Here is a 24913-nt window from a genome sequence, read left to right as displayed (position 1 = left end):
ACAAAAAAAGCGTTTCAGAAACCGAAACGCTTTTTTTATAAGTATAACGGGTTATTTTTTTAATATTTTTTTAGAGTAAGCACCTTTATCTGTTGCAATATTGGCAATATACATACCTGCTTTTAGGTTGGAAACGGAAATGGATGTTAAATGGTCATTTATAGACAAAACCTGTCTTCCACTTAAGTCTATTAGAACAATTGAACTTATTGTCTCGTTCTGACTTAAATGTATATTCAAAACATCATTAACTGGGTTTGGAACTATGGTAAGTTCTCTTGATTCTAAGTTGTTTTCAGCAATATTTAAGGTGCTTAATGGTAACAAACTTTCCATAACAGTCTCGTTTACATTAAGTAAACCGACAACAAAATTATTGGTTCTAAATATCAAATTATTATTGTTATTATCATAATAGTAGTATGATGTTTGAGATGCTGCAGCGCTAACCGGAAAAGGTGATGTAGCGTTTAATGTTAAATTTTGAACAACTTTCAATCTTGTAACAGATCCTATATATGACCCTTCACCAATATCATTTAATTGTAAGGTACCATAAGCATCAACCACAACATCAATGGTTCCATTAAAAGTCCCTACTATAGTTCCAATTTGTGTATTAGCAATAGTAAAGCTACCTGAAACCGGATCAGAACTTACTGTATTATAAGACAAAGGAAATGTACCAATTAATGCGTTATTTGTATAATTAAACTGTAAATCATCTCTTTCAACACCTGTTAAAGAAACAGTAGACATTTCAATTTTCTCAAAGATATAATTAATATTTGTCGGATTGTTAGTATTGGTAATAGTTGCTACATTAGTAGTTCCAGGATAATTACTAAGATTTACGGGTGTGGGAGGGTTATAGGTATCTTCATTTTGAGTTCCCGTTGCTACAAGATCTGTAAAGTTCCAAGTTAGGTTTGGACCACTTGTAGTCTGATCAACAGAACCGCTTGAGGTTACTTCAGCATAATTAGATCCACTTAAACTGTTAAAGCCTGCTATTGGCACTTGCGAAAAAATCATTGCAGGAATTGATAAAAATAAGTAAAGTAGTTTTGTTTTCATATAAGTTAGTTTTCCTCAAATCTATCAAAAAGAGCATATTAAGTATAAAAAATAGGACAATTGTATAAAAATACCGTTAAAGTGTTAATTGTACTGAAATATAATTTTGTACTTTTAAAAGTAAATTTTCCATCATGAACGAACTAACTTGGGAATCGTTTACAAAACGCATCCACATTCATGCCACAACGGAAAAACTATATTGGTGTTGGGCTACATCAGAAGGTCTCACGTCATGGTTTTTAAAAGATGCAGTGTTTTTAAGAGACAACAAGCCTATTAATAAATCAGATTTTATAAAACCAAATGACAGCTATTTTTGGTATTGGCATAATTGGGACGGGAAAGAAGAAGGGAAAATTATTGAAACAAATGGGAAGGATTTTATAAAGTTTTTGTTTGCTGGAAGCTGTGAGGTTACCATAAACCTGGAACAGAAAAAAGAAGCCATATTGCTCTCCTTAACCCAGTCCAAAATCCCACAAGATGAAAAAAGCAAACTGGAGATTTTTTATGGCTGTAGTAATGGTTGGACCTTTTGGTTAGCCAATTTAAAGGCATATTTGGAACATGGTATATTGTTAAATGAAACCGGAATCGACCTAAAACCTTTTGGACTAGCAGGTTATGAATTTGTTAATATGTAGTTTTTTTTACTATCTTTAAACTCTCCTCAAGTCTTTTTAATAGCGTACAAAAGACTTATGAAAACTAACAAACTAAAGCCCATTGTGCTTGCCAGTGCAACATCTCTTCGTTGTGCCAAAAAATTCACGTTCTCATTCGAGCCTTTTTTTATTTTAAAATACTTTAAAACCCTATTGTGTTTTGTACTTCTATGCCATACTCCATTAGTTTTTTCCCAAACCAAAAAAATGGATAGCTTATCAGAAGCGCTTCAAAAAGAAACAGACAAAAATTTAAAACTGGCCATAATAGACGAGCTGGCCAACACAGCATTTCAAACAGATTTTGAAACAGCTCTTGATTATGCCAAACAAGGGGTTTTACTTTCTGAAAAAAACCAAAACAAAGAATGGCAGCCCAAATTTTATGAAATGACCGGAAGAATCCATGCCAATTTATTGGAATTGGATTCAGCAACCACTTATTTCAATAAAGCCGTAAACGGTTACAAAGCCATAAACAACAAAAAGGGTCAGGCAACCACCTATTTTAAGATTGCTTGGGTACACAAAAGAAGAGGGAATATTGAACAAGCCCTAAAACTGGATCTTGAGGCCTTGAAACTTATGGAAGTAATTCAGGACAACACAGGAATTGCTGGTGCATACAGTCGGATTTCTGAAGACCTAAACAAACAAGGCAGACATAATGAAGCCCTGGAATACGCTTTAAAAACCATAGAAATAAGCAAAAAAAACAAGCTAAACACCGAATTGGTCTATGCTTACACCTCTGCTGGCGACACACATATGTATTTGGGGTCTTACCAAAAAGCCTATAACTATTTTAATGATGCATTGTTATTGGCTTATCAGCAAAATGTGTCCACTTACGATTTAATAAACTTTAGAAACAACAAAGCGAATGCACTTAAACGTATGGGCAAACATCAAGAGGCTAAAATTGAATATGAAACGGCTTTAGCCAAAGCTAAGGAAATCGAGTATGAAAATGCCATATATGTTATTACTGCCAATTTAGGGGAAATAAACTTGCTTCTAGGAAACTACAACGATGCACTTAAATACCAGCTCCTAACGGTAAATATGCAGGAATCCAATGGAGATGTCTCCAATCTTACAGAAAATTACGAACATGTAAGCACCATATACGAGAAATTAGGCAATTACCCAAAAGCTCTGGAATACCAGAAAAAAGCAAGGGTTATGAGAGATAGTACTGCTGCTATTGAAAGTGATAAGGTAATGTCCAACCTATTAACAAAATACGAAACTGAAAAAAAGGAAGAAACCATAAAAGCGCAAGAAGCAAAAATCTCCCAACAGCAAAAAAACCAAATCCTGTATATAACCATTGCGGCTTTATTGACCTTTAGTTTAATAGGCATGTTTTCCAGCATGAGGAATATTAGAAAAAAACGTAAAAAGCTCCAAGTTTTAAATTTGGAATTGGAAACAAAAAACAAACAAAATGAACTCCTTCTCAAAGAAATACATCATCGTGTAAAAAACAATTTGGAGTTGGTAAAAAGTTTAATCTCCTTACAGTCTGCACAACTGGAAGACTCTGCAACCAAAGATGCCATGATAGCGAGTCAAAATAGGGTTCAGTCCATGGGAATCATCCATCAAAAACTCTATCAAGGCGAAAATTTAGGGAGCATTGAAATGAAAGATTATTTCATAAATTTAAGTGAAGGGATTCTAGACACCTTTAATAGTGAAGATCAAATAAAAATTGAATGTGCCATGGAGCAATTGGAGTTGGATGTGGACACTGCTGTCCCTATTGGGTTGATAGTGAACGAACTTTTGACCAATGCTTTAAAATATGCTTTTCCTGAAAACCAAAAAGGGAACATCCGAATTAGCCTACTTAAAGACAAACCTGACACTTTAACACTCAAGGTGGTGGATAACGGCATTGGCAAAACCCAAGGAATCGCTCCAAGGGGAACCGGTTTTGGCTCTCAACTTATCAAACTTTTAACCAAACAATTGAATGGTGAAATGAAAGAAGAATCGCATAATGGCACGTCTGTTCTATTTCACTTTAAATTAAAATCCGCTGCATAACAAATGAATCCTCCATTAAAAATATTAATCGTAGAAGATGAAATGATCATTGCAGCCAATATTTCTTTGCAGCTAACCTCATTAGGCTATGAAGTAACCGGAATTATTCCTCGTGGAGAAGAAGCACTCCTACATATAAAGCAACATCAACCAGACATGGTCTTGTTGGACATTAACTTAAAAGGAAAAATAGATGGTATTGAAACAGCTCTTTTAATGCAACAAGATTACCGTATTCCCATTATTTACCTTACGGCCAATGCAGACGATGCTAACTTTAATAGAGCCAAAGCCACAAACCCTTATGCATTTATTTCCAAACCTTTTAAAAAACTGGATTTACAGCGCGCCATTGAACTTACTGCAACCCATTTAAAAGACAATAACACAACTCCCAAAGAACAAGCATTGAACAATGCAGACCCTTTAATACTTAATGATTGTATTTTTGTTCGTCATCATGAAAAAATGGTAAAAATAAATATCATAGACATTCTTTACATAGAAGCCGAACGTAATTACTGCCGAATTTATTCTAAAGGTAAAGAGTTCTTAATAGTAACCACTTTAAAGGACATAGATCAAAAATTACCACAAGATCACTTTTTAAGAATTCACAGGTCGTTTATTGTCAATATTTCACAAATAGATGAAATTGCCACAAGTCATGTAGTTGTTTCCAGAAAAGCCATTCCCATAAGCAAGCAGCTAAAATCCGAACTCTTAAAACGCTTACATACAATATAATAGCACAAAACCCTGTCTTTTTAAAAATTAATAGGCAACACCCATTTCTTTAGATAACTAAAAAAGGATGTTCGGACATTAATAACACCATTTCGTCCTAACCCACTTTCAATTGGTTGTGCAATTAAGTTACTTAGTTAAAGTAAAAAACTATTATTAATAAACGCCTGAAATTGTGAAAACTATATATATTAAAACGGCAATAACCATTTTCATTTTGTTAATGCCAATGATTACAAATTCACAAACACAAGAGAATAACATTATCACTATTGAAGAAGTTTATAATCATATAATTATAAACGAAGTTTCAAATTCAAGAAATATAGTAAGCCCATTCCAAAATTACAACTTGGCAAACAACAATGACGACCATGCAATCCCAATTATAAACTCAGCAATAGTCAAGGAAATTATTTTAGATTTTAAAAACGAGTGGGAATTTATCATATTCGGCAACATTACCATTACTGAAATAAACAGCAACAAGATCCTAGTTACTGGCTTTATTTCAGGCAAAAACATGGAAAAAGGCATGATAAACCACATGGCATTTCAACATACTTGGTTACTTGAAAATGGAGTGCTCATAAAATTTATTCAATAAACCAAATGCACAAACAAAACAGGCAGGTTAATTTTTTATAGAGGGAAATTTATAGAAATCGTTTTACTTGAGGTTTAAGGTTTTGGTGATTTTTAAACAAAAATGTCAAGTCACAAACGATCTAAAATCTGTCTGTTTTTATTTAAAAAAACATTCAACAATAAAAAAACAAAATCCCATGGATAAAGTAGGCATTATAGGTGGTTCTGGCTTTATTGGAAGCTACATCACAAAACTGTTTTTAGATAAGGGTTTTGAAGTTAAAGTTTCAACAACAGACATTTCAAACCAAGAAAAATATGAGCACTTAATGAATTTAGATCATTCTGACCATTTATATCTCAGCGAATTGAATGTTGAAGACAAAGAACAGTTAAAAGAATTTGTAAAAAATTGCGACATTATTATTCATGGTGGCACACCTTTTCAGTTGGATTTTAAAGATGCCAAAACCGAATTGTTAGATCCAACCATAAAAGGGACCGAAAATTTCCTGGAAATTATAAAAGATACACCTATGGTAAAAAAAGTGGTGTTAATTGCTTCTGTTGCTGCATGGAATACCAATTTCCCCTTACCAGCAAATGGTAAAAAACCAACAGATGTATTTAACGAAAACAGTATACCATTTATGAGTGAGGAAAGTCATCCTTATGCACAGGCCAAATTTATTGCCAATGAAACGGTTCGCAAATTTATTGCAGAAACCCCAAATTTGGGTTTTGAAATTACCAGCGTATCTCCAGTAGCCGTTATGGGTAAATCCTTGTCCAAAAGAAAAGATTCCACCTCAACTGGGCTACAGTTTCTTTTTAAAAACAAAATTGCTCCAAACCCTTTTATCCAAATGTTTTACGACAAGGATGTTTTGTTTGCCCTTGTAGATGTAAAAGATGTTGCCATAGGAGTTTACAAAGCTGCGACCATTTCAGGTTTGCATGGGAAAAACTATTTGTTATCCAGCGAAAGTTATCCTGTATCAGACATCAACTTAATGCTGAACCAAAAAGCACCTAAAAACAGGCCAATTACAGTATACCAAAACCAAATGGCAGAACGTGAATTGGGTCTGCCTTTTCGTCCTGTGAAATTAACTTTAAATAACTTTTCAAAATAAATAATCATGAAAAAAACACTCTTATTATGTTTTACTGTTTTATTGCTCACAACAATGACTTCACTGATAAGCTGTAAAGAAAATGCAGAAAACACTCAAAACCAATCCGAACCAGTGGAAACAACAATAAAAGTTGCTGATGTGCCAGAGTATTTCCTATTACATCCAGAAGTAGAAAAAGCCTATGGTTATTCGCATGCCGTAAAAATTGGCAACAGTATAAAAATATCTGGTGCTGTTAGTATGGATGACCAAGGCAATCCTACTGCTGTAGGAGACTTGAAACAACAAATGAAAAACTGTTATGCCGATCTAGAAAAAATATTAAACCATTATGGCTGTACGTTTAACGATGTGGTTCTAGAAAACATCTTTACAACAAACATGCCTGCCTTTTTGGAAGTTGCCGCTTATAGAGCTGAAATTTATAAAAACCATTTTCCAACAGGGTCTTGGATAGGAGTCAAGGAATTAGCCATACCAGAGTTTCTTATAGAAATAGAGATGGAAGTACATAAAACAGAATAAAGAATAATGAAGGTTAAAAACGAACTATGAGGACAGCACTTTTGGGAGACGAAAAGCTAGGTTGTTTCGAGTCTATGCATTTTGCAAAAAAACACTTTTGGAAAGCAAAAGAAACGACCTGTAAATAAAGATGTTGAAAAAAATTCAGTTTATCTTAATATGGATAATGTTGCTGGACAAATAAAAGGGATTTACTTGCAAGAAAATGAAGATGTAAGATCCATTTTTGAAGAAATGCTGAAACCTTATGGGATTTGGATGTGGATAATCCAACCATACAAAACACCAATATTACAGATCATAATGTATTCGACTATGGTAAAATTCCTGGTTTTCAAATCATTCATTATCCATTGAATTGAAAAGCATTATACATCACTCAGATTAATATCATATAGAATGCTTACAAGAAAGAACAAGATAATTAATGCAAGTTATGCTGCACTTGTCCATCAAATTGCAGAGAGAGACTCCCATATGCCCAGATATGAGTAAGCCTTTCGATTATCTGCTACAAAGGAAGCAACATTCATAATAACCAGTTAAAACATAAAATCATGATTAAATTAACAGTACTATATGGACACCCAACAGACATTGAAACATTTGAAACCTACTATGTAAACACCCATTTACCAAAAGCGTCTAAAATGAAAGGTCACCTAAAAATTGAACTTACAAAATTCATGAATTCTCCAGATGGCTCCAAACCAGCTTATTATAGAATGGCAGAGTTTTCGTTTTCCAATCCTGAAACCATGCAAGCAACCATGTCTTCTCCAGAAGGTCAAGCTACTGCTAAAGACTTAGACAATTTTGCAACTGGTGGCGCAACCTTATTGATAGGAATTGTGGAAGGATAAACGTTCTTTTATGACACCAACTAATCGATTGGACATTATAAGGTTAAACAAATAAAAAAAATATCTTTTATAGTAAGCTTAAATAAATATCTCAAAAAATTCAAAAAATAAATAATCATGAAAAATAAAGTAGTATTGATTACAGGAGCAAGTAGTGGCATTGGGAAATCGACAGCCGAAGCCTTTGCTGCCAAAGGAGCCAACGTCGTGGTAGCTGCTCGTAGGGAAAATGAATTACACAATTTAGTCAATGCCATTAAAGCCAATGGTGGCAAAGCTACTGCCATACAAACAGATGTTTCCAACAGTAAAGAGGTTGAACAAATGGTTGCACATACCATGGAGACATTTGGTCGTATTGATTATGCCGTGAACAATGCTGGTATAGAAGGAGAAATCGCACCTATTACCGAATTGTCGGAAGCATCTTGGGACAAGGTGATGAATATCAATCTTAAAGGTGTCTTTTTATGTATGAAATACCAAGCAAAAGCCATGCTATCAGGTGGTCATTCTGGGGCTATTGTCAATGTTGGTTCAGTCAATTCCTTCCTTGGGTTTCCTGCTGGATCAGCTTATGTGACATCAAAACATGGCCTTGTTGGGTTAACTTCAAGCGTTTCTGCCGAATTAGGCCCAAAAGGCATTAGAGTGAACCTCTTGTGCCCTGGAATAACCGTAACGCCAATGCACAGCAGAATCAGAGACCTTTTTGGAGACGATTTGTACGACAAAGGAATCATCCCAAAAGTTCATTTACAACGTGCTGGAAAACCAGAAGAAATGGCAAAAGTCATTTTATTCCTCTGTTCAGACGAGTCAAGTTACATAAGTGGCTCAACGCTTACGGTAGATGGTGGTCTTACGCTAACAATGTAACACCATTATAAGTATAATTAAAATAATTTAAAATCCATTACCTATCCTCAACCATCTCTTTTAGGGTGACACCTAATTGTATTTGTTTTGAGAGTATATAAAATGCAGTAAAAAACTCATTTCCTTAGGTCATCACAAAACCTGTTAATACGTGCATAAAAGCTTTTTTATGTTTAGTTATGCCTATTATGGGAAAAGAAAAACATTCTTTGTAAGATAACATTCACGATTATTTTGTATTTTTAACTTGACTACTAGCCTCTTAAACTAAAGCTAGTTCTCAAAAAAACATATACTTTAAAGCAAATTGCCCTTTTCTGCTCTGCTAAACAGATGCTTTTGCAATAGCCTAATTGTTTTGCTCAATTTGGAATTCTTTATTGCAACATCACGTGAACCCTTCTTAATTTAACACTATTAAAATGTCACTTAAAAGCCATAAATCATGAAAAATCTTATCTTAATTGGATGTTTACTATTGATTTTCACATCCTGTGAAAAAAAACCTCGCTACACACAAAATTCTGAACAAATAGAAATTGTTAAAGCTGCCATTAACGATTACGACTACCAAGAATGGGAAAAACTCATGTCCCATTATGCAGATACAGCCCATATTTATTACAACACCAGATCAAATGTCCTGTCTCCAAAAGAACTTGCTGAATTTCATAAAAAAAACGATGTCTATTTTTCTACTCGTGCCTTTGAAGATGAAAACAGGGAATATGAGATGGTGGAAGATAACAATGGAAAAACCTGGGTGAATTTTTGGGGTCTATGGAAAGGGAATTTGGCTGCAAACAACAAACAGATAATCATCCCTGTTCATATTACCTATCAATTTATTGACAATAAAATTGTAACGGAATATGGTTATTGGAATTCTTCAGAGTTACAATCGGAACTACAAAAAATAAATACCGAAAAATCAGCAACAGACAGCGTACAAGAACCCCAAGCTGTAGAAGACATACAAGAAGTGATTGACATTAAAGACGAAGACTTGGAGTAAATGCATATGTACTTACTTTTTAATTTACCTAAAGTTCAATAATAAATATTGAAACATTTTCCTATGAATTGATTTTGGTAAAAAAATAAGCCTATTCGGACAAAAATATGAATGTTTCATCCTAATCCGATTTTATACTAACATAAATATCGCGTACTTAGAATTCAAATGATTACCAAATTTCAATTATTATGAGATACTTTTTTGCCATTATTGTTTTTTTGAGCCTCTTTTTTGGATGTCAAAAAAACCAAGAGCTTACTCAAACCGAATCCAAATCGGTTTACATGGATTATTCAAATAGTGAAGATCAATTCACTGGAGGCATTAACATGATCCCAATTACAACGTCCAAAGGAATATTCAAAGTTTATACAAAACGTGTTGGAAACAATCCTAAAATAAAAGTCTTACTCCTACATGGAGGACCAGGTGGTACGCATGAATTTTTTGATTGTTTTGATGGCTATTTTCCAAACGAAGAAATAGAATATGTGTATTACGATCAATTGGATTCCTATTATAGCGATAAACCAAACGATTCAACCCTTTGGACCACAGAACATTTTGTGGAAGAAGTAGAACAAGTAAGAAAGGCTTTGAATATGGACAAAAACAATTTCTATCTATATGGCCAATCTTGGGGAGGCATACTTGCTATGGAGTACGCATTAAAATATCAAGACAATTTAAAAGGATTGATAATTTCCAATATGATGTCGAGTGCTCCAGAATATGGTAAATATGCTGAAGAAGTCTTAGGCCCACAAATGCCTCCTGAAGTTTTAAAGGAAATCAAAGAGTTAGAGGCAAAAGAGGATTATGCAAACCCAAGATATACAGAGCTATTAATGACCCATTACTATAGCAAACACGCGCTTCGTTTATCATTGGAAGAATGGCCAAAGTCTGTTGAATTAGCTTTTCAACACTTAAACCCAAAAATTTATCTCTACATGCAAGGACCAAGTGAATTTGGCATGGCAGGAAACGCAACCCTAAAAAGCTGGGATGTTTCAGACAGGTTAAAAACAATCAATACACCAACTCTTGTTATTGGTGCAACACATGATACCATGGACCCTAAACATATGGAATGGATGGCAAACGAACTTCCAAACGGTCGTTTTCTATTATGTCCCAACGGAAGTCATCTAGCCCAATACGACGATCAAAAAGTATATTTCAAAGGTCTAATTTCATTTATAAAAGATGTTGATGACGGCACCTTTAAATAATAGCCAACAAAAAAAACACATACTATTTCTCTTTATGACATATAAAAAATAAGCCTATTGCAATAAAGCAAAGAAATTAAATCCAAACCCCTAAGTCTTTTCTAATTAACAGCAAACTAACAACAAAGACTATGGATACAAAAACAGAACTTCATCCTGTTACAAAGGAAGATAGAATCGATTTTTTGGATATTTTAAGAGGCATTGCCATTCTATTTATCTATGCAGCCAATATAGTTTATTTTTCTGGTTACTTTTTTTTCCCTCCAGAAGCGCATATTCCTGCAACCAATTTAGTGACAGATAACTTTGTGGATTTTACTGCGTTCACATTAATAGACGGAAAGTTTTATTCCATTTTTTCATTGCTATTTGGGATTGGTTGCGCCATTCAGTTTCAAAATTTAAACAATTACAACAAACCCTTTAAGCCTTTTTTTAAACGTAGAATGTTCTGGCTTTTAATGTTTGGCCTTGTTCATTTGGTCTTTATTTGGCTGGGAGATATATTAACTCTTTATGCGCTGCTCGGCTTTGTGTTGGTATGGTTTGTAAACTGCACGAACAAACAACTAATAAATTGGGCCATACTATTAATCTTGTTCCCAATTGCAAACTGGTTTGTTATCCATGTGGCAAATTTTAATTATCCCAATTACATATTTCAGCTGAACACAGAATATTCTAAACATTTCGGATTTCAAATGACTGAATGGCAGGGCAAAGAATTCTCCGATTTTCAAGCATATTTAAAGAACGACAATATGGTTGAGTTTTTTAAAATGAATGTTGGGAACACCTTTATTAGAATTGGAAATATATTATTGGAAGGTAGGATGTTTAAGGTACTTGGTATTTTTTTAATTGGACTTTGGACAGGTAGAAAAATTTTAACCGAAGATTTACTCAACAACATCAAATTTCTAAAAAAAGTGGCGCTTTATGGTATTTGTATAGGCCTCCCTGTAAGCGCCTTTAGATCCTATATAGAATTCTTTTCTAACCAAGATCTTTTTTGGAGCTTTTTAAACACGCTCTCTTATGCGTTTGGAACCGTTCCTTTAGCTATGGGATACACAGCCTTGTTGGCACTTATGTATAAAAAAAAGGTGAAGTTTTTACATTGGTTTGCCCCTGTTGGGAAAACAGCTTTATCCAACTATATTTTTCAAACATTTATTTCCATAACGCTTTTTTACGGAATAGGTTTTAATCTCGCTGGCAAGTTTGGGATTACCGTTATTATGGGAATTACCCTACTCATTTTCATCTTACAAATTTTTATGAGCAACTGGTGGCTAAAACATTTTAGGTTTGGTCCTTTGGAATGGATATGGAGACAAGCAACTTATGGTAAAAAAATAAAACTTAAGAAAGTATGAAATATAATAATTGGACAAAAGCAGAATTACAAACTTATATTTTGCTGCTATGCGCAAATGCAGATTCAGAAGAAACAGAAGAAGAAATCCATGTAATAAAATCCAAAACCGATTCTAACATTTTTGAAAAAATATATCAGGAATTCAAAAAGGACAATGAAAATGAAAGATTTGAAAAAATTGATGAAAACATTCATCATCTTGAATATTCCAATCAAGAATTGACCCAATTTAGAAAAGAAATGCATGAAGTCTTTTTTACAGACAAAAAACTTATGCTGATGGAAAAAAACCTAGACCGTATTATGGATAACATACTTTACTAAAGATGATTAAATTTTTCAGAAATATCCGAAAAAATATGCTAAACGAGGGCAAAACCTCAAAGTACCTCAAATATGCCATTGGCGAAATTGTGCTTGTGGTTATTGGTATTCTCATTGCCTTACAAATAAACAACAACAACGAGGCAAATAAAGCAAGAACAAAAGAGTTGCATTACCTTAAAAACATAAAAACCGATTTACTACTCAATATTGAAAATATCAACAATTTCATTGAAACAAGAAAAACCAAAATTCATTCGGCAAACATGGTTCTGGAATATTATGAGGGAAAACCACTCACCAATCTCAAAGATTTAAACAGCAACCTCTTGAATGTTTATATCTGGCATAAATTCTATCAAATAAACAACACCTTTTTAGAATTAACAAATTCAGGGAATCTTGCAGCCATTTCAAACGATTCCATAAAAAATGGGTTACTTAATATAGATGCCCTTTATAAGGAGTTAAAAGGTGAAGAAGAGCATTATCGGTTCGACACAGAGGTTCTGCTTTATGAGCCTTCATTTAGCACGTTAGACTTGAATCCTCTTACAAAAAAATATATGTTCGATGTTAGTAACGGTCAAGTTGGGGAAAATGCTGAAATACCAAGAGAAAATTTTGAAATACTATTAAAAGACACGAAACATAAAAATGGCTTTGTGATGGCTGTTTATGAATTTACAATTATGAATGGCCAATTAGAACGTATGAAAGACATGTCTGAAAAGCTTATTGAATTAATAGTTAAGGAACTAAAAAAAGACACCTAATTTATTGTGAAACACATATGAAAGCAAAAACAATAAAAGCATATTCCATTAAGGATATAATCAAAGAAATTAACAGAATAATTTCTAATGATTTTAAACCAACCTTAGCTATTGTATTCCTCTCAATAACAAAAGATTGGAAAGTTATTAGTGATGTGTTGGACAAAAAAGATATCGTTGTTTTTGGAGCCACTACTTCTGGTGAGTTTATTGATGGTGATATAGAAGAAGGCAGCATCGTCATCATGTTATTAGATATAAATCCAGAATATTTTAAATCGGTGTTTTTAGAAACAGGAACTGAAACTACGTTTGAAAATGCCAAACAAATCGGCTTAATAGGAAAGGAAACATTTAAAAATCCTGCCTTCCTTATCGTTTCAGGCTGGTTAACAGAAGAAGGCGAAAATATTGTTGAAGGCATAACAGAGGGTTCTGGAAAAGATGTCACCATTTTTGGAGGTATGGCAGGTGACGACCTTTCCCTTAGTGGCCCAATGGTTTTTACAAAAGACAAAAGCAGCGACAAAGGACTCCTCGCGCTCATCATTGACACAGATAAAATTGAAGTCAATGGCATTGCAACCTGTGGTTGGAAACCCATAGGCACCACAAAAACAATCACAAAAAGTAAAGGAAACATTGTTTACACTATAGACAACAAACCTGCGTTGGACATGATTATAAAATACCTAGGCGTAGATTATAATTTTGATTCCGGAAAAGAAATCGTCACGCAAATAGGTGCCTACTATCCGTTGCAATTGGAGCGGGAAAATGTAGCTCCTGTAATGCGTACTGCCATGTTGGCTAATCGTGAAGACCGTTCGCTTATCTGTGCCGGAAACGTACCACAAGGGGCCAAAGTCAAATTTTCATTGCCTCCAGATTTTGATGCCATAGAAACGGTTATAGAAGAATGTAACGAGCTAAAGGATGAACACCAACAAGAAGCTGATGCCTTAATCATGTTTTCTTGTATTAGCAGACACTTGTCTTTTGGAATTTTAATGAGCGAAGAAATTAGTCAAGTACAGAACGTGTGGAATGCGCCAATGGTAGGATTTTTTACCTACGGTGAATTTGGTAAATCAAAAACCGGAAAACATGAATTTCACAATAATACCTGTTGTCTTGTAGCACTTAAAGAAAAATAAAAAATGAAATCAAAATCAATAAAGGGGAAATCAACAGAGGAAATCAAACAAGCATTGGAAAATAGTTTGGCAGATGGCTTTGCACCAACGATTGCCATTGTTTTTATTTCTGTAAAACAAAATAGAAAAGCCATTTGTGAGCTAATGGATTCTAAAAATATTGAGGTCTTTGGAGCCACATCCTGTGGTGAATTTATTAACGGTCATCAAACGGAGGGAGAAATTGCCATTTTACTTTTAGAATTAGCTAAGGAGCACTATACCATATTATTCGAAACTATGGAAGATGGAAACATGGACAAAGCCATTTCCAAATTAGCCAATAACGCCCTAGAACAATTTACAAATCCATCACTTATAGTCTGTGGCCCAGGCATCAACCAAAATGGAGAGCATTTTGAAGGGGAAAAACTGGTGAAAAGTCTAGAAAAACAACTTGGTGCAGATAAATTATTTTTTGGAGGCATGGCAGGCGATGATTGGGCACTAAAAGAAACTTTCGTTTTTACCAACACTCAAGAATCCAATTATGGAATTGTTGCACTGACACTAAACGGAGATAAAATTTCACTGAATGGAATGGCCGTTACGGGCTGGAAACCAATGGGAATCGCAAGAACTGTTACAAAAAGTGACGGCAAGTTTCTTTACGAAATAGATGGAAAATCTGCTGTAGATTTATACCTAAAATACCTTGGTAAGGCAGATAAAATAACCGAAAAAAATTTTAAGATTTTTGAGGACCTCGCCATAGAATATCCATTCCTCGTAGAACGCGACACCAATGAAACCGTTATAAAATCGCCAACAAAAATTGATCATACAACAAATGCATTGTTTATGGACAATCCAATGCCAGAAGGCACAAAATTTTGGTTCACGCAACCACCAGAGTTTGATATTGTTGAAGAAGTCATTGAAAAAGCAGCCCAGTTAAAAAACGATTTGGACACAGAAGCAGAGGCACTTTTGATTTTTTCATGTGGTGGCAGAAAACCGATTCTTGGCCCTTTTGTAACTGATGAAAATGAAGGACTCGCTAAATTGTGGAACACACCAATGGCAGGATTTTTTACCTATGGTGAGTTTGGACGGGTTTTAAATGGAAGGCAAAATTTTCATGGAGGTGCCTGTTGTTGGGTAACACTTAAAGAAAACGTATGAATCAACACCTTCAACATATTCAAAATTTTATTGAAAACTTAGATCTGCTTTCTGAAGAAGACAAAGTGGCCTTATTGAAATCCTTAAAAAGTGCCGATAAAGATTTGCTCATTTCCGAATTTAAACTGGAACGTACCGAAAAAGTAAAACGTACAACAGCTATCTTACTAGAGGAAACCATTGAGGAACTCGAACAAAAACGGAAAGCTGTTGAAGACTCTAACGATGCTTTGCAAAAATCGCTACAAGAGTTAAAAGCAACCCAATCGCAACTTATTCAATCTGAAAAAATGGCAAGTTTAGGTGAATTAACGGCTGGAATTGCCCATGAAATCCAAAACCCCTTAAACTTCGTTAATAATTTTTCTGAAGTCAGTAAGGAATTGCTAGAAGAGATGTTAGAAGAGCTTCAAAATGGCGATATGGAAGAAGTCCATGCCATTGCTCAAGATGTGATTCAAAACCTTGAAAAAATAAACCATCATGGCAAACGTGCAGATGGTATTGTAAAAGGCATGTTACAACATAGTCGAAGCAGTTCTGGAGTAAAAGAATTGACAGATATCAATGTGTTGGTAGATGAATATTTACGTTTGGCTTATCATGGCTTACGTGCCAAAGACAAATCTTTTAATGCTGCATTAGAAACACATTTAGATGAGTCAATTGGAAAAATAGAAATTGTGCCACAAGACTTTGGAAGGGTTGTATTAAACCTAATAACCAATGCTTTTTATGCTGTGAACGAAAAGAAAAAAACACAAACTGAAGCGTATGAACCCAAAGTAACCGTTGAAACCAAAAAACAAAAAGACACCATCGAAATTTCCGTGAAAGACAATGGATATGGTATCCCTAAAAAAGTGCTGGACAAAATATTTCAACCCTTTTTTACAACAAAACCTACTGGTCAAGGCACAGGCTTAGGGCTTTCCTTAAGTTATGACATTATAAAGTCTCATAGTGGAATCATTCATGTAAAAACAGAGGAGAATCAAGGAACAGAATTTATCATTTCATTACCAACCAAAAGCAACAGATGAAACTTAGCAAGAAAATAGAAACCGAAATCTGGCAAGTGTACGATACTTGGCTACATAGCTACCTAAATGGCGATGTAAAAACCTATAATAAATATCTAGATAAAGATTATCATTTTATTGGATCTACGGACAATGAAGAGTTCTTAAACAAAAAAGACACAACCAATTTCTTTAAAACCACAGCAGACCAGCTCGCAGGAAAATGTGATTTAAGGAATGAAACAAAAATCATTGAAAAATTTGAAGAATTGGTTTTCATCACCCATTTATTTGATGCTTGGTTTATAAATGGTGAAGATTGGGCTTACTATGGACGTTTTCGTTTTACAAATGCGCTTAAAAAAAACAAAGAAGGCTGGCGTTTTATCTATCAGCATTTCTCAACAACCGATTCCAAAACCGATGAAGGGGAAACCATAGGGTTCGATAAAGTAAGTATGGAAAACCAAGAATTACGAGAAGCCATAAAACGACGCACTTTTGAACTGGAAACCAAAAACCGGGAACTAGAAATCGAAACCGCCTTAGAACGTACACGTACCCAAAGCATGCTTATGCAGCATTCAGAGGAATTGGATGCCACATCAAGAGTGTTTCACCAACAGTTATTAGTGTTAGGTATAGACACCGAGTTTTCTTACGTATGGCTACCAGACGAAGCCAAAAAAGAACACCAATTTTGGGTAGCCTGGAATTCTGAGCAAAATAAAGAGGATATTAACAGTAAAGCCATAGTTTATCCACTTGATAAAACAGAACCTTATACTGCTTCTTGTTTTAAAGATTGGGCAAGTGGTATTCCTATAAATATTCACCATGTAGAACCCAAGGAAGTTAAAACGTTTTTTAATGCATGGGAAGAACTCCTGAAAGACGCCAAAAAATTGACACCCAAATACTTTTCAAATGGACTGTATTATGCAGAAGCCTTTATGAAATATGGTTGCTTTGGTATCAATATTAAAAGACCCATAAACGATGAAGAAAAACAGATACTGCAACGTTTCAGTATAGAATTTGAACGCACCTACACGCGTTTTCTCGATCTTCAAAAAGCCGAAGCACAAGCTCGTGAAGCACAAATAGAAACAGCTTTGGAAAAAGTGCGTTCTAGAACTATGGCGATGCAAAGTAGTAGCGAATTACCAGAAGCTGCCAACAACTTGTTTCTACAAATACAAGGGTTAGGTATTCCAGCTTGGAGTGCTGGTTATTGTATATGGGAGGACAACCAAAAAAGAGCTTGGTGCAATATGAGTAGCAAAGGCGAGATTCAAAAAGGGTTCTCGTTACCTACTATTGGCGAAGGTTATAATTTTAAGAAACCGCTTAAAAACAACGAACCTTTTCATGTTGCAGAATTGGGCGGTAAGGAATTGGTAAAGCATTACAACTTTATGAAAACACTTCCAGGCATAGGGGAAGTTTTAGAAGACTTTGCTAAAAAAGGCATCTCCTTACCAACCTTTCAAATATTTCATATTGTTTATTTCTCTCATGGCTACCTCATGTTTATCACTTACGAAGCTGTCCCAAACGATTGGGAGGTTTTTAAACGTTTTGGAAAGGTATTCCAACAAACCTTTACGCGTTTTCTAGACCTTAAAAAAGCTGAAGCGCAAGCAAGGGAAAGCCAAATTGAAGCAGCTCTTGAAAAAGTACGTTCACGTTCCTTGGCCATGCACAACACTAACGAACTTTCGGAAGTGGTAGCTGTAGTTGCTGAAAAACTAAAGGAATTAGGTGTGATATTTGATGCTGGAGGTGTTATTCTCTGCACCTATTTTCCAGACAACAAAGATGTTGTGCATTGGATTGCGGTTGACGACTTTTCAACATCGGGAAGATATTATGTACCCTATTTTGATAATCCTATTTTTAACGAAGCTTGGGCTTCCAAAATTCGAGGTGATACCTATTTCTCTAAAGAATTTCCTATAGAAGCAAAAAATGATTTTTTTAAACAAGCCTTTGAGCATAGTGATTATAGCAAGATGCCAGAAGACTATAAACAGTTTGTGCTTCAAGCTGAAAAGCACACCTTATCAGCCGCCTGGTCAAAAAATTCTGCAATTATTATCCCTTCCCTTACAGGCGCTGTCCCTTCTGAAAGCGATGCCGAAATAATAAAACGCTTTGCCAAGGTTTTCGAACAAGCCTATATTAGGTTCATGGATCTGCAAAAAGCAGAGGAACAAGCAAGAGAATCCCTAATTGAGATTGGCCTGGAACGCGTAAGAAGCAGAACCCTTGCCATGCAAACCTCAGAGGAATTGGCAGAAACTGCTGTGGTTCTATTTAAACAACTTATCGATTTAGGCATAGCGCCAAACAGATTGTTTATTGGTATTGTTAAAGATGAAGGCAATAGTATTGAAGCTTGGGCAACCAATGAAGATGGCAGTAGTATAGCCAATCGGTTTACCTTGCAAGCTTCAAAAAACAAATCCATAAAAAAAATGCTAACAGGATGGAAACAACAAAAAAAATCTCTTGTTATCGATATAAAAGGAAAAGAACTACAGGACTATTTCCACTACTTGAACAAAGAAATAAAAATTCCTTTCATGTACGGATTAGACCAAAAAAGAAGGGTCCAGACCATAGCTTACTTTTCGGGAGGCTTAATTGGAATGGCGTCTCCAAATGAGCAATCTGAGGAAAGCATCCATTTGTTAGAACGCTTTGCTTCCGTTTTTAATTTAACATATACGCGATTTAACGATTTAAAAGTTGCCGAAGCACAAGCTCGAGAAGCACAAATTGAAGCCTCTTTGGAAAAAGTGCGCTCAGTAGCCTTAAGCTTACAAAAAGCCGACGAAATGCTGAACATTGCCAAAGTTCTGTACGAGCAATTGCTGGGCCTTGGCTTTACCAAAATTCGAAATGCCATTATAGACATTCACAATGATGATGAAGAAACCTTTTTGGACTACGACTATTCCCACGATATGTCCAGTGCCATCACTAAATTTTCTTTCTATGGCGATCCCGTTATAGAACAACAAGTTAAAAAAGTACAATCCAGCAACGATGCCTTTTTTGAAATTGAACTAAAGGGCAAACAACTGGAAGAGCTTATAGAAACACGGTTGCGAAACGGCGAAAAGGACGATCCGCGACTTCATAAAGCAGATCTGCTTACATACAACCTTTATTCCTTTGGAAATGGAGCCATAGGGATTTCTAATTTTGGGATTTTAAGCGATGAACAAAAACAAATACTGAAAAAGTTCCGAAATGTATTCACATTTGCCTATAAAAGATACACCGATCTAGCAAAAACCGAAGCACAAGCACGCGAGGCTAAAATTGAAGCTGCCCTTGAAAAGGTACGTTCGGTAGCGCTAAGCATGGTCGAATCCACCGACCTGCTCCTAATAGCAAAAGCACTGTACGAGCAGTTGTTGGAATTGGGCTTTAACGATATTCGCAATGCCATAATAGATGTTAACAATGAAGACGACAAAACATTTATGGACTACGACTATTCCCACGAAATGGGTGGCGCCATTACCCCTATGTCCTACGATGACGATCCCACCCTTGTGGAACAAGTACAAGATATAGCCGCAACCACAGACGGTGTTTCCGAAATGACCCTGGAGGGACAGCAATTACAAGATCTTATCGAGATGAGGCGCAAGAATGGCGAAGCAGACGATCCGCGTTTGCTAAAAACCGATAGTATTTGCTATACACTATACGCCTTTGGCAATGGAGCTATTGGCATTTCTAATTTTGGAGAGCTCAATAAAGACCAAAAGAACATTTTAAACCGTTTTAGAATCGTGTTTACCTTTGCATATCAGCGTTTTAAGGATTTACAGGAAAAAGAAGAACATTCGGTGGCCTTGCTTGAAGAAAAACAACGTCTTGAAAAAACACTCTCAGATTTACAGACCACGCAAACCCAATTAATCCAATCGGAAAAAATGGCCAGTTTGGGAGAATTAACGGCTGGCATAGCCCATGAAATTCAAAACCCATTGAATTTTGTCAATAATTTTTCTGAAGTCAGTCAGGAGCTTCTCGACGAAATTCAAGAGGAACTGGAAAACGGCAATCTGAAAGAGGTCAAGGAAATCATGAAAGATGTTATTCAGAACTTAGAAAAAATAAACCACCATGGCAAGCGTGCCGATGGTATTGTAAAGGGCATGTTGCAACATTCAAGAAGCAGCACTGGAACCAAGGAACCAACAAACATCAATGTTCTGGCCGATGAATATTTAAGATTGGCATACCATGGTTTAAGGGCCAAGGACAAAAGTTTTAATGCCACACTGGAAACCCGTTTTGACGAAGGTCTTGGCAACATCAACATAATTCCCCAAGATATAGGACGTGTGGTTTTAAATTTACTAACCAATGCTTTTTATGCGGTAAACGAGAAATCATCGCTCAATAAAGACCTTTCAGGTTCTAAAAACCTAAAAGGTCTAGAGAATTACCAACCAACCGTATCATTAACCACGAAGAAACAAGGGAATTGGGTAACTGTTTCAGTTAAAGACAATGGCAATGGGATTCCACAAAAAGTATTGGTCAAAATTTTTCAACCCTTCTTTACAACCAAACCAACAGGCCAAGGTACTGGGTTGGGACTTAGCATGAGTTACGATATCGTTACCAAAGGACATGGAGGGGAATTAATTGTTGAAACAGAACAAGGAAAAGGAACAGAATTTACAATAAAGCTACCAATCACAGATTAAGCAATTTGGAGCTATAAAGAAATATATTAAAAATCCGTGAATTCGGAGCAATCAAAAAATATACAAATATGAAAATTTTAGTAGTAGACGACGAACACGATGTAAAAACACTCTTTTTACAGCGTTTCAGAAAGGAAATTAAAACCGGCAATATGAACTTTGTGTTTGCTTTTTCGGGAGAAGAAGCCATTACTTATTTAAATGGGAACAAACAGGAAGCAGTACTTATCTTATCGGACATTAACATGCCAGGCATGAGCGGACTGGAATTATTGGAACATATAAAACAAAAATTCCATGCTCCGCCTCCAGTGGTGATGATGATTACTGCTTATGGAGACGATGAAAATTTTAACACTGCCAAAAGGCTGGGCGCAGACGACTTTTTAACCAAACCCCTGGACTTTAATCTTTTAAAAGACAAATTAAAAACTTTAATATAATGGCTAAAATACTAGTTGTAGACGACGAAACGGATTTAGAGGTTTTAATCAAGCAGAAATTTCGAAAAAAAATACGCGAAAAAGAATACGAATTCCTCTTTGCGATCAATGGTGTTGATGCGCTTGAAAAAATCTCAACCGAACCCAACCTGGATATCGTATTGAGCGATATTAACATGCCAGAAATGGACGGACTTACCCTTTTGACCAAAATAAACGAGCAAAAACCCTTGCTTAAGTCAGTTATAGTTTCGGCTTACGGAGACATGCAAAACATCAGGACCGCCATGAACAGAGGAGCTTTCGATTTTATTACCAAACCCATCAATTTTGAAGATTTAAATATTACGGTTGAAAAAACACTCAAGCATAGCAATCAAATAAAAGAGACACTTCAGGCCATCAAGGAAAACAATATCCTTAAAATGTATGTCGATGAAAATGTGCTTAATTTTATGGGAAGCCGTGAGTATGAATCGACCATAATGGCAAACGAGACCATTGAAGCCACTGTTATGTTTATCGATTTATGTGGCTTTACCAAAATTAGTGAGACAGCTCCAGCTGATACTGTTGTAACCATGATCAATACCTATTTTGACGAAATGGTAAAAGAAATCATGAACCAACAAGGTTTTATAGACAAGTTTATTGGAGATGCCATCATGGCTGTTTTTAGAGGAGACTATCATCTAGACAGGGCCATTGACGCTGCCTTGGCTGTGAGACACAAAATAAACAAACTTGAAACATCAAAGAACTTACCAGATTTTACCCCAAAAGTATCCATAGGAATAAAAAGTGGGGAAATGGTTTCAGGAAACATAGGTTCCGTGAGCTTAAAAAGATTGGATTATACCGTAATAGGAGACACCGTAAACACAGCAGCACGTTTTCAAGATGCTGCAAAAGCAAACCAAATTATCATTTCCGAAGATTGTTACAACCAAGTAAAAGAAGCATTTAAATGCCATAAACTTGGAGACATTCAATTAAAGAACAAATCAGAAAGTATAACCGTTTATGAAGTCATAGAATAGTACCTCGCTTTTTATTCAAAAAAAAACAACATATATGGAAACCATAGAGCCACAAAATCCCAAAAACAGAAAAAACAAACATACCGATGATTTAGTTGATCATTATTGGGGAAGTATCACCTATGTGTCTTCATTAATAAAAGCATCGGAAATTAAAGCAGGCCTGATTCTGTCCTTTTATGGTATTTTGTTAAATTTTTCTTACAAATACATAGAAATGATTTTGGCAAGTGCCACTAAAAACATAATGCTCTATATTCTTTTAGCAGCTTGGTTTTTAAGCACCATGACATCCATATATTTTAGTGTACGTTGTTTTATGCCACGAATTGAAGCTAAGTACGAAAAAAATATTTTCTTTTTTGGTGATGTCATTTCAAAATTTGGCAGTATTAAAGATTTTTCCAAAACATTCTATAACATTAGCGTTGATGGCGACCAACTGTTTGAACAATTAGGGCAACAAATATTTATTATTTCCAAAATTGCTTCCATTAAATTTAAATATGTCAATAAATCCTTACGGTTTTTGGCTATAGGTCTCTTTTTGCTGCTCATATTGGTTGCCTATAACTTAATAATTACCCATCTCTAAAAATCAGGTAAATTATGTCAAGCGAATTGTTTTTTTAAGTACCTTTAAATCACTTAAAACATCTCATTATGAAACGTTTAGCTTTTATTCTGTGTGTGTTTTGTTTTCTTTCAAAACTAGTCGCACAAGAACAAAAAGCCCCATCTCCTATTCTATTTATCTACGACGCTAGTGGTTCCATGTGGGGACAACTGGAAGGAAAAACAAAAAAAGACATTGCTTCTGAGGTATTAGCCACCACTGTGAGCAGTTTACCAGAAAACCAAAATATTGGACTTATGGCTTATGGTCACCGAGAAAAAGGAGATTGTAATGACATTGAGTTATTGGTTAATTTAAACAACAGCTCCAAAACCAGCATCACCAATTCGGTTAGTAAAATAAATGCTTTAGGAAAAACACCTTTAGCGCGTTCTGCTGCACAAGCCATTAATTCTTTAAAGGAAAGCGGTACCAAAGCTACCATCATTTTAATTACCGATGGTATTGAATCCTGCGATGGTAATATTTGTGATGTCGTTGCAAAGGCTAAAGCAGATGGCATTGATTTTAAACTCCACATTGTAGGTTTTGGACTTAAAGAAGCAGAAACCGAACAACTAAAATGCGCTGCAGATGCTGGTGGTGGCAACTACTATAATGCTGCAGATGCCAGTGGTTTAGGTGAAGGACTTATAGAAGCCACAACACTAACCGTAGATAAACCAGAAGGCAATTTTTCTATTTATGCCTCAAAAAACGGAGAACCTGTAGATGCATGGATAGTTGCAAAAAAAACAGGTACCAATGAAGCTATTGATGGCTCCAGAACCTACAGAGATTCAGGTTGGGTGTATCTACCTCCTGGAAAATACGATATTGCCATTAAACCACTTGAAGGCACTGATATTCCTGGAACTTCAATTACTGTGGAAATGAAAGAAGGCGACATCAAACATGAAAACATCAGTTTTGATGGTGGCACTTTAGCAGTAACAACTACAAATAATGATGAAGGTTGGGATACCATGGTAAAAATGCTTGATATTAATTCAGGAAAAGTGGTTGCCCAAACTAGAACTTATGGTGAACCAAAAACCATGGAAGTTCCAGCAGGATATTATAAGATTACCTTTCAAGCGCTTGCCATGAAAGGTGTTGACACCTACTTTGAAATCGATAATATTGAAATAACATCTAATTCAACAACTCCAATAACACATAATTTTGAAACAGGAATTGCCATGATTGGTGTGCAAACATCAAATGGAGAGCTTATTGATGCCACAGTGAATTTTACAGAAATAAATTCCAAAACCTGGGTCGTTGGTTCACGAACATACACGTCTACAAATAACAATCCACGTGAATTTTTATTAAATCCTGGTACGTATAGTGTAGAAGTTGTGACTTTGGGAGCTCATAAAGGCAACTCAGAAACCTTTATTATTGAAGTAAAACAAGGTGAAACTGTTACAAAAATACTAAGCTTTTAA

Annotated in this window: 22 protein-coding genes; 21 read left to right on the top strand and 1 reads right to left on the bottom strand. The window is 35.3% G+C overall.

The genetic code is table 11. From position 1 onward, the window contains the following. Positions 1-51: 51 nt before the first annotated feature. Positions 52-1077: a T9SS type A sorting domain-containing protein gene (locus tag D778_RS09685; protein ID WP_040492080.1), complete on the bottom strand. Its 1026-nt coding sequence runs from the start codon at positions 1075-1077 to the stop codon at positions 52-54. Between the two features lie 134 nt (positions 1078-1211). On the opposite strand from D778_RS09685, the gene D778_RS09680 reads away from it, so the two are divergent. The 21 genes from D778_RS09680 (at position 1212) to D778_RS14205 (ending at position 24913) form a co-directional block, all read left to right on the top strand. After that, positions 1212-1724: an SRPBCC family protein gene (locus tag D778_RS09680; protein ID WP_007650132.1), complete on the top strand. Its 513-nt coding sequence runs from the start codon at positions 1212-1214 to the stop codon at positions 1722-1724. A gap of 228 nt (positions 1725-1952) precedes the next feature. Next, positions 1953-3800 (top strand): histidine kinase dimerization/phosphoacceptor domain -containing protein, encoded by a 1848-nt coding sequence (locus tag D778_RS14220; protein WP_162138294.1) that lies wholly within the window; start codon positions 1953-1955, stop codon positions 3798-3800. 3 nt (positions 3801-3803) lie between these two features. Next, the gene (locus D778_RS09670) at positions 3804-4547 is read left to right on the top strand and encodes a LytR/AlgR family response regulator transcription factor (RefSeq protein ID WP_007650127.1); all 744 of its coding nucleotides are present in this window, start codon (positions 3804-3806) and stop codon (positions 4545-4547) included. 175 nt (positions 4548-4722) lie between these two features. Beyond that, a complete protein-coding gene (locus D778_RS09665) occupies positions 4723-5154 on the top strand; it encodes a hypothetical protein (RefSeq protein ID WP_155949934.1) in 432 nt (143 codons plus the stop codon). Positions 5155-5332: 178 nt separating this feature from the next. Further along, positions 5333-6271 carry an NAD-dependent epimerase/dehydratase family protein gene (locus D778_RS09660; protein ID WP_007650125.1) on the top strand — a complete coding sequence of 313 codons (939 nt, stop codon included), beginning with the start codon at positions 5333-5335 and terminating at the stop codon, positions 6269-6271. 6 nt (positions 6272-6277) lie between these two features. Continuing rightward, a complete protein-coding gene (locus tag D778_RS09655) occupies positions 6278-6799 on the top strand; it encodes a RidA family protein (protein WP_007650124.1) in 522 nt (173 codons plus the stop codon). A gap of 557 nt (positions 6800-7356) precedes the next feature. Then, complete coding sequence (locus D778_RS09645) at positions 7357-7662, top strand: EthD family reductase (protein WP_007650121.1); 306 nt, start codon at positions 7357-7359, stop codon at positions 7660-7662. Positions 7663-7779: 117 nt separating this feature from the next. Then, entirely contained in the window at positions 7780-8541 is a 762-nt protein-coding gene (locus tag D778_RS09640) for an SDR family NAD(P)-dependent oxidoreductase (RefSeq protein WP_007650114.1), read from the top strand. 445 nt (positions 8542-8986) lie between these two features. Further along, on the top strand, positions 8987-9556 hold the full coding sequence (locus D778_RS09635) for a hypothetical protein (protein WP_007650113.1): 570 nt from the start codon (positions 8987-8989) through the stop codon (positions 9554-9556). Positions 9557-9747: 191 nt separating this feature from the next. Then, entirely contained in the window at positions 9748-10794 is a 1047-nt protein-coding gene (locus D778_RS09630) for a proline iminopeptidase-family hydrolase (RefSeq protein WP_007650112.1), read from the top strand. Positions 10795-10925: 131 nt separating this feature from the next. Next, positions 10926-12176, top strand: a complete 1251-nt coding sequence (locus D778_RS09625; protein WP_007650111.1) for a DUF418 domain-containing protein — start codon at positions 10926-10928, stop codon at positions 12174-12176. Then, complete coding sequence (locus D778_RS09620; protein WP_007650109.1) at positions 12173-12502, top strand: hypothetical protein; 330 nt, start codon at positions 12173-12175, stop codon at positions 12500-12502. Before D778_RS09625 ends, D778_RS09620 begins: the two co-directional genes overlap by 4 nt. Positions 12503-12537: 35 nt before the next feature. After that, a complete protein-coding gene (locus D778_RS14805) occupies positions 12538-13278 on the top strand; it encodes a DUF6090 family protein (protein WP_007650108.1) in 741 nt (246 codons plus the stop codon). A gap of 17 nt (positions 13279-13295) precedes the next feature. Further along, positions 13296-14435, top strand: coding sequence for an FIST signal transduction protein (locus tag D778_RS09610; protein ID WP_007650107.1), 1140 nt, complete (start codon positions 13296-13298; stop codon positions 14433-14435). Positions 14436-14438: 3 nt separating this feature from the next. Further along, entirely contained in the window at positions 14439-15599 is a 1161-nt protein-coding gene (locus D778_RS09605) for an FIST signal transduction protein (RefSeq protein WP_007650105.1), read from the top strand. After that, positions 15596-16642: a sensor histidine kinase gene (locus D778_RS09600; RefSeq protein ID WP_007650102.1), complete on the top strand. Its 1047-nt coding sequence runs from the start codon at positions 15596-15598 to the stop codon at positions 16640-16642. The genes D778_RS09605 and D778_RS09600 overlap by 4 nt, the downstream gene beginning before the upstream one ends. Beyond that, positions 16639-21360, top strand: a complete 4722-nt coding sequence (locus D778_RS14210; protein WP_051052649.1) for an ATP-binding protein — start codon at positions 16639-16641, stop codon at positions 21358-21360. Before D778_RS09600 ends, D778_RS14210 begins: the two co-directional genes overlap by 4 nt. A 68-nt stretch (positions 21361-21428) precedes the next feature. Further along, positions 21429-21803 carry a response regulator gene (locus D778_RS09590; protein ID WP_007650100.1) on the top strand — a complete coding sequence of 125 codons (375 nt, stop codon included), beginning with the start codon at positions 21429-21431 and terminating at the stop codon, positions 21801-21803. Next, entirely contained in the window at positions 21803-22843 is a 1041-nt protein-coding gene (locus D778_RS09585; protein ID WP_007650099.1) for an adenylate/guanylate cyclase domain-containing response regulator, read from the top strand. Before D778_RS09590 ends, D778_RS09585 begins: the two co-directional genes overlap by 1 nt. Before the next feature lie 34 nt (positions 22844-22877). Further along, a complete protein-coding gene (locus D778_RS09580; RefSeq protein WP_007650097.1) occupies positions 22878-23438 on the top strand; it encodes a Pycsar system effector family protein in 561 nt (186 codons plus the stop codon). 68 nt (positions 23439-23506) lie between these two features. After that, positions 23507-24913: a vWA domain-containing protein gene (locus D778_RS14205; RefSeq protein WP_007650094.1), complete on the top strand. Its 1407-nt coding sequence runs from the start codon at positions 23507-23509 to the stop codon at positions 24911-24913.

This window comes from Xanthomarina gelatinilytica (assembly GCF_000348685.1).
In the GTDB taxonomy this organism is placed as follows: Bacteria; Bacteroidota; Bacteroidia; order Flavobacteriales; family Flavobacteriaceae; genus Xanthomarina; species Xanthomarina gelatinilytica.
This window is presented reverse-complemented; position numbering and strand designations above follow the sequence as displayed.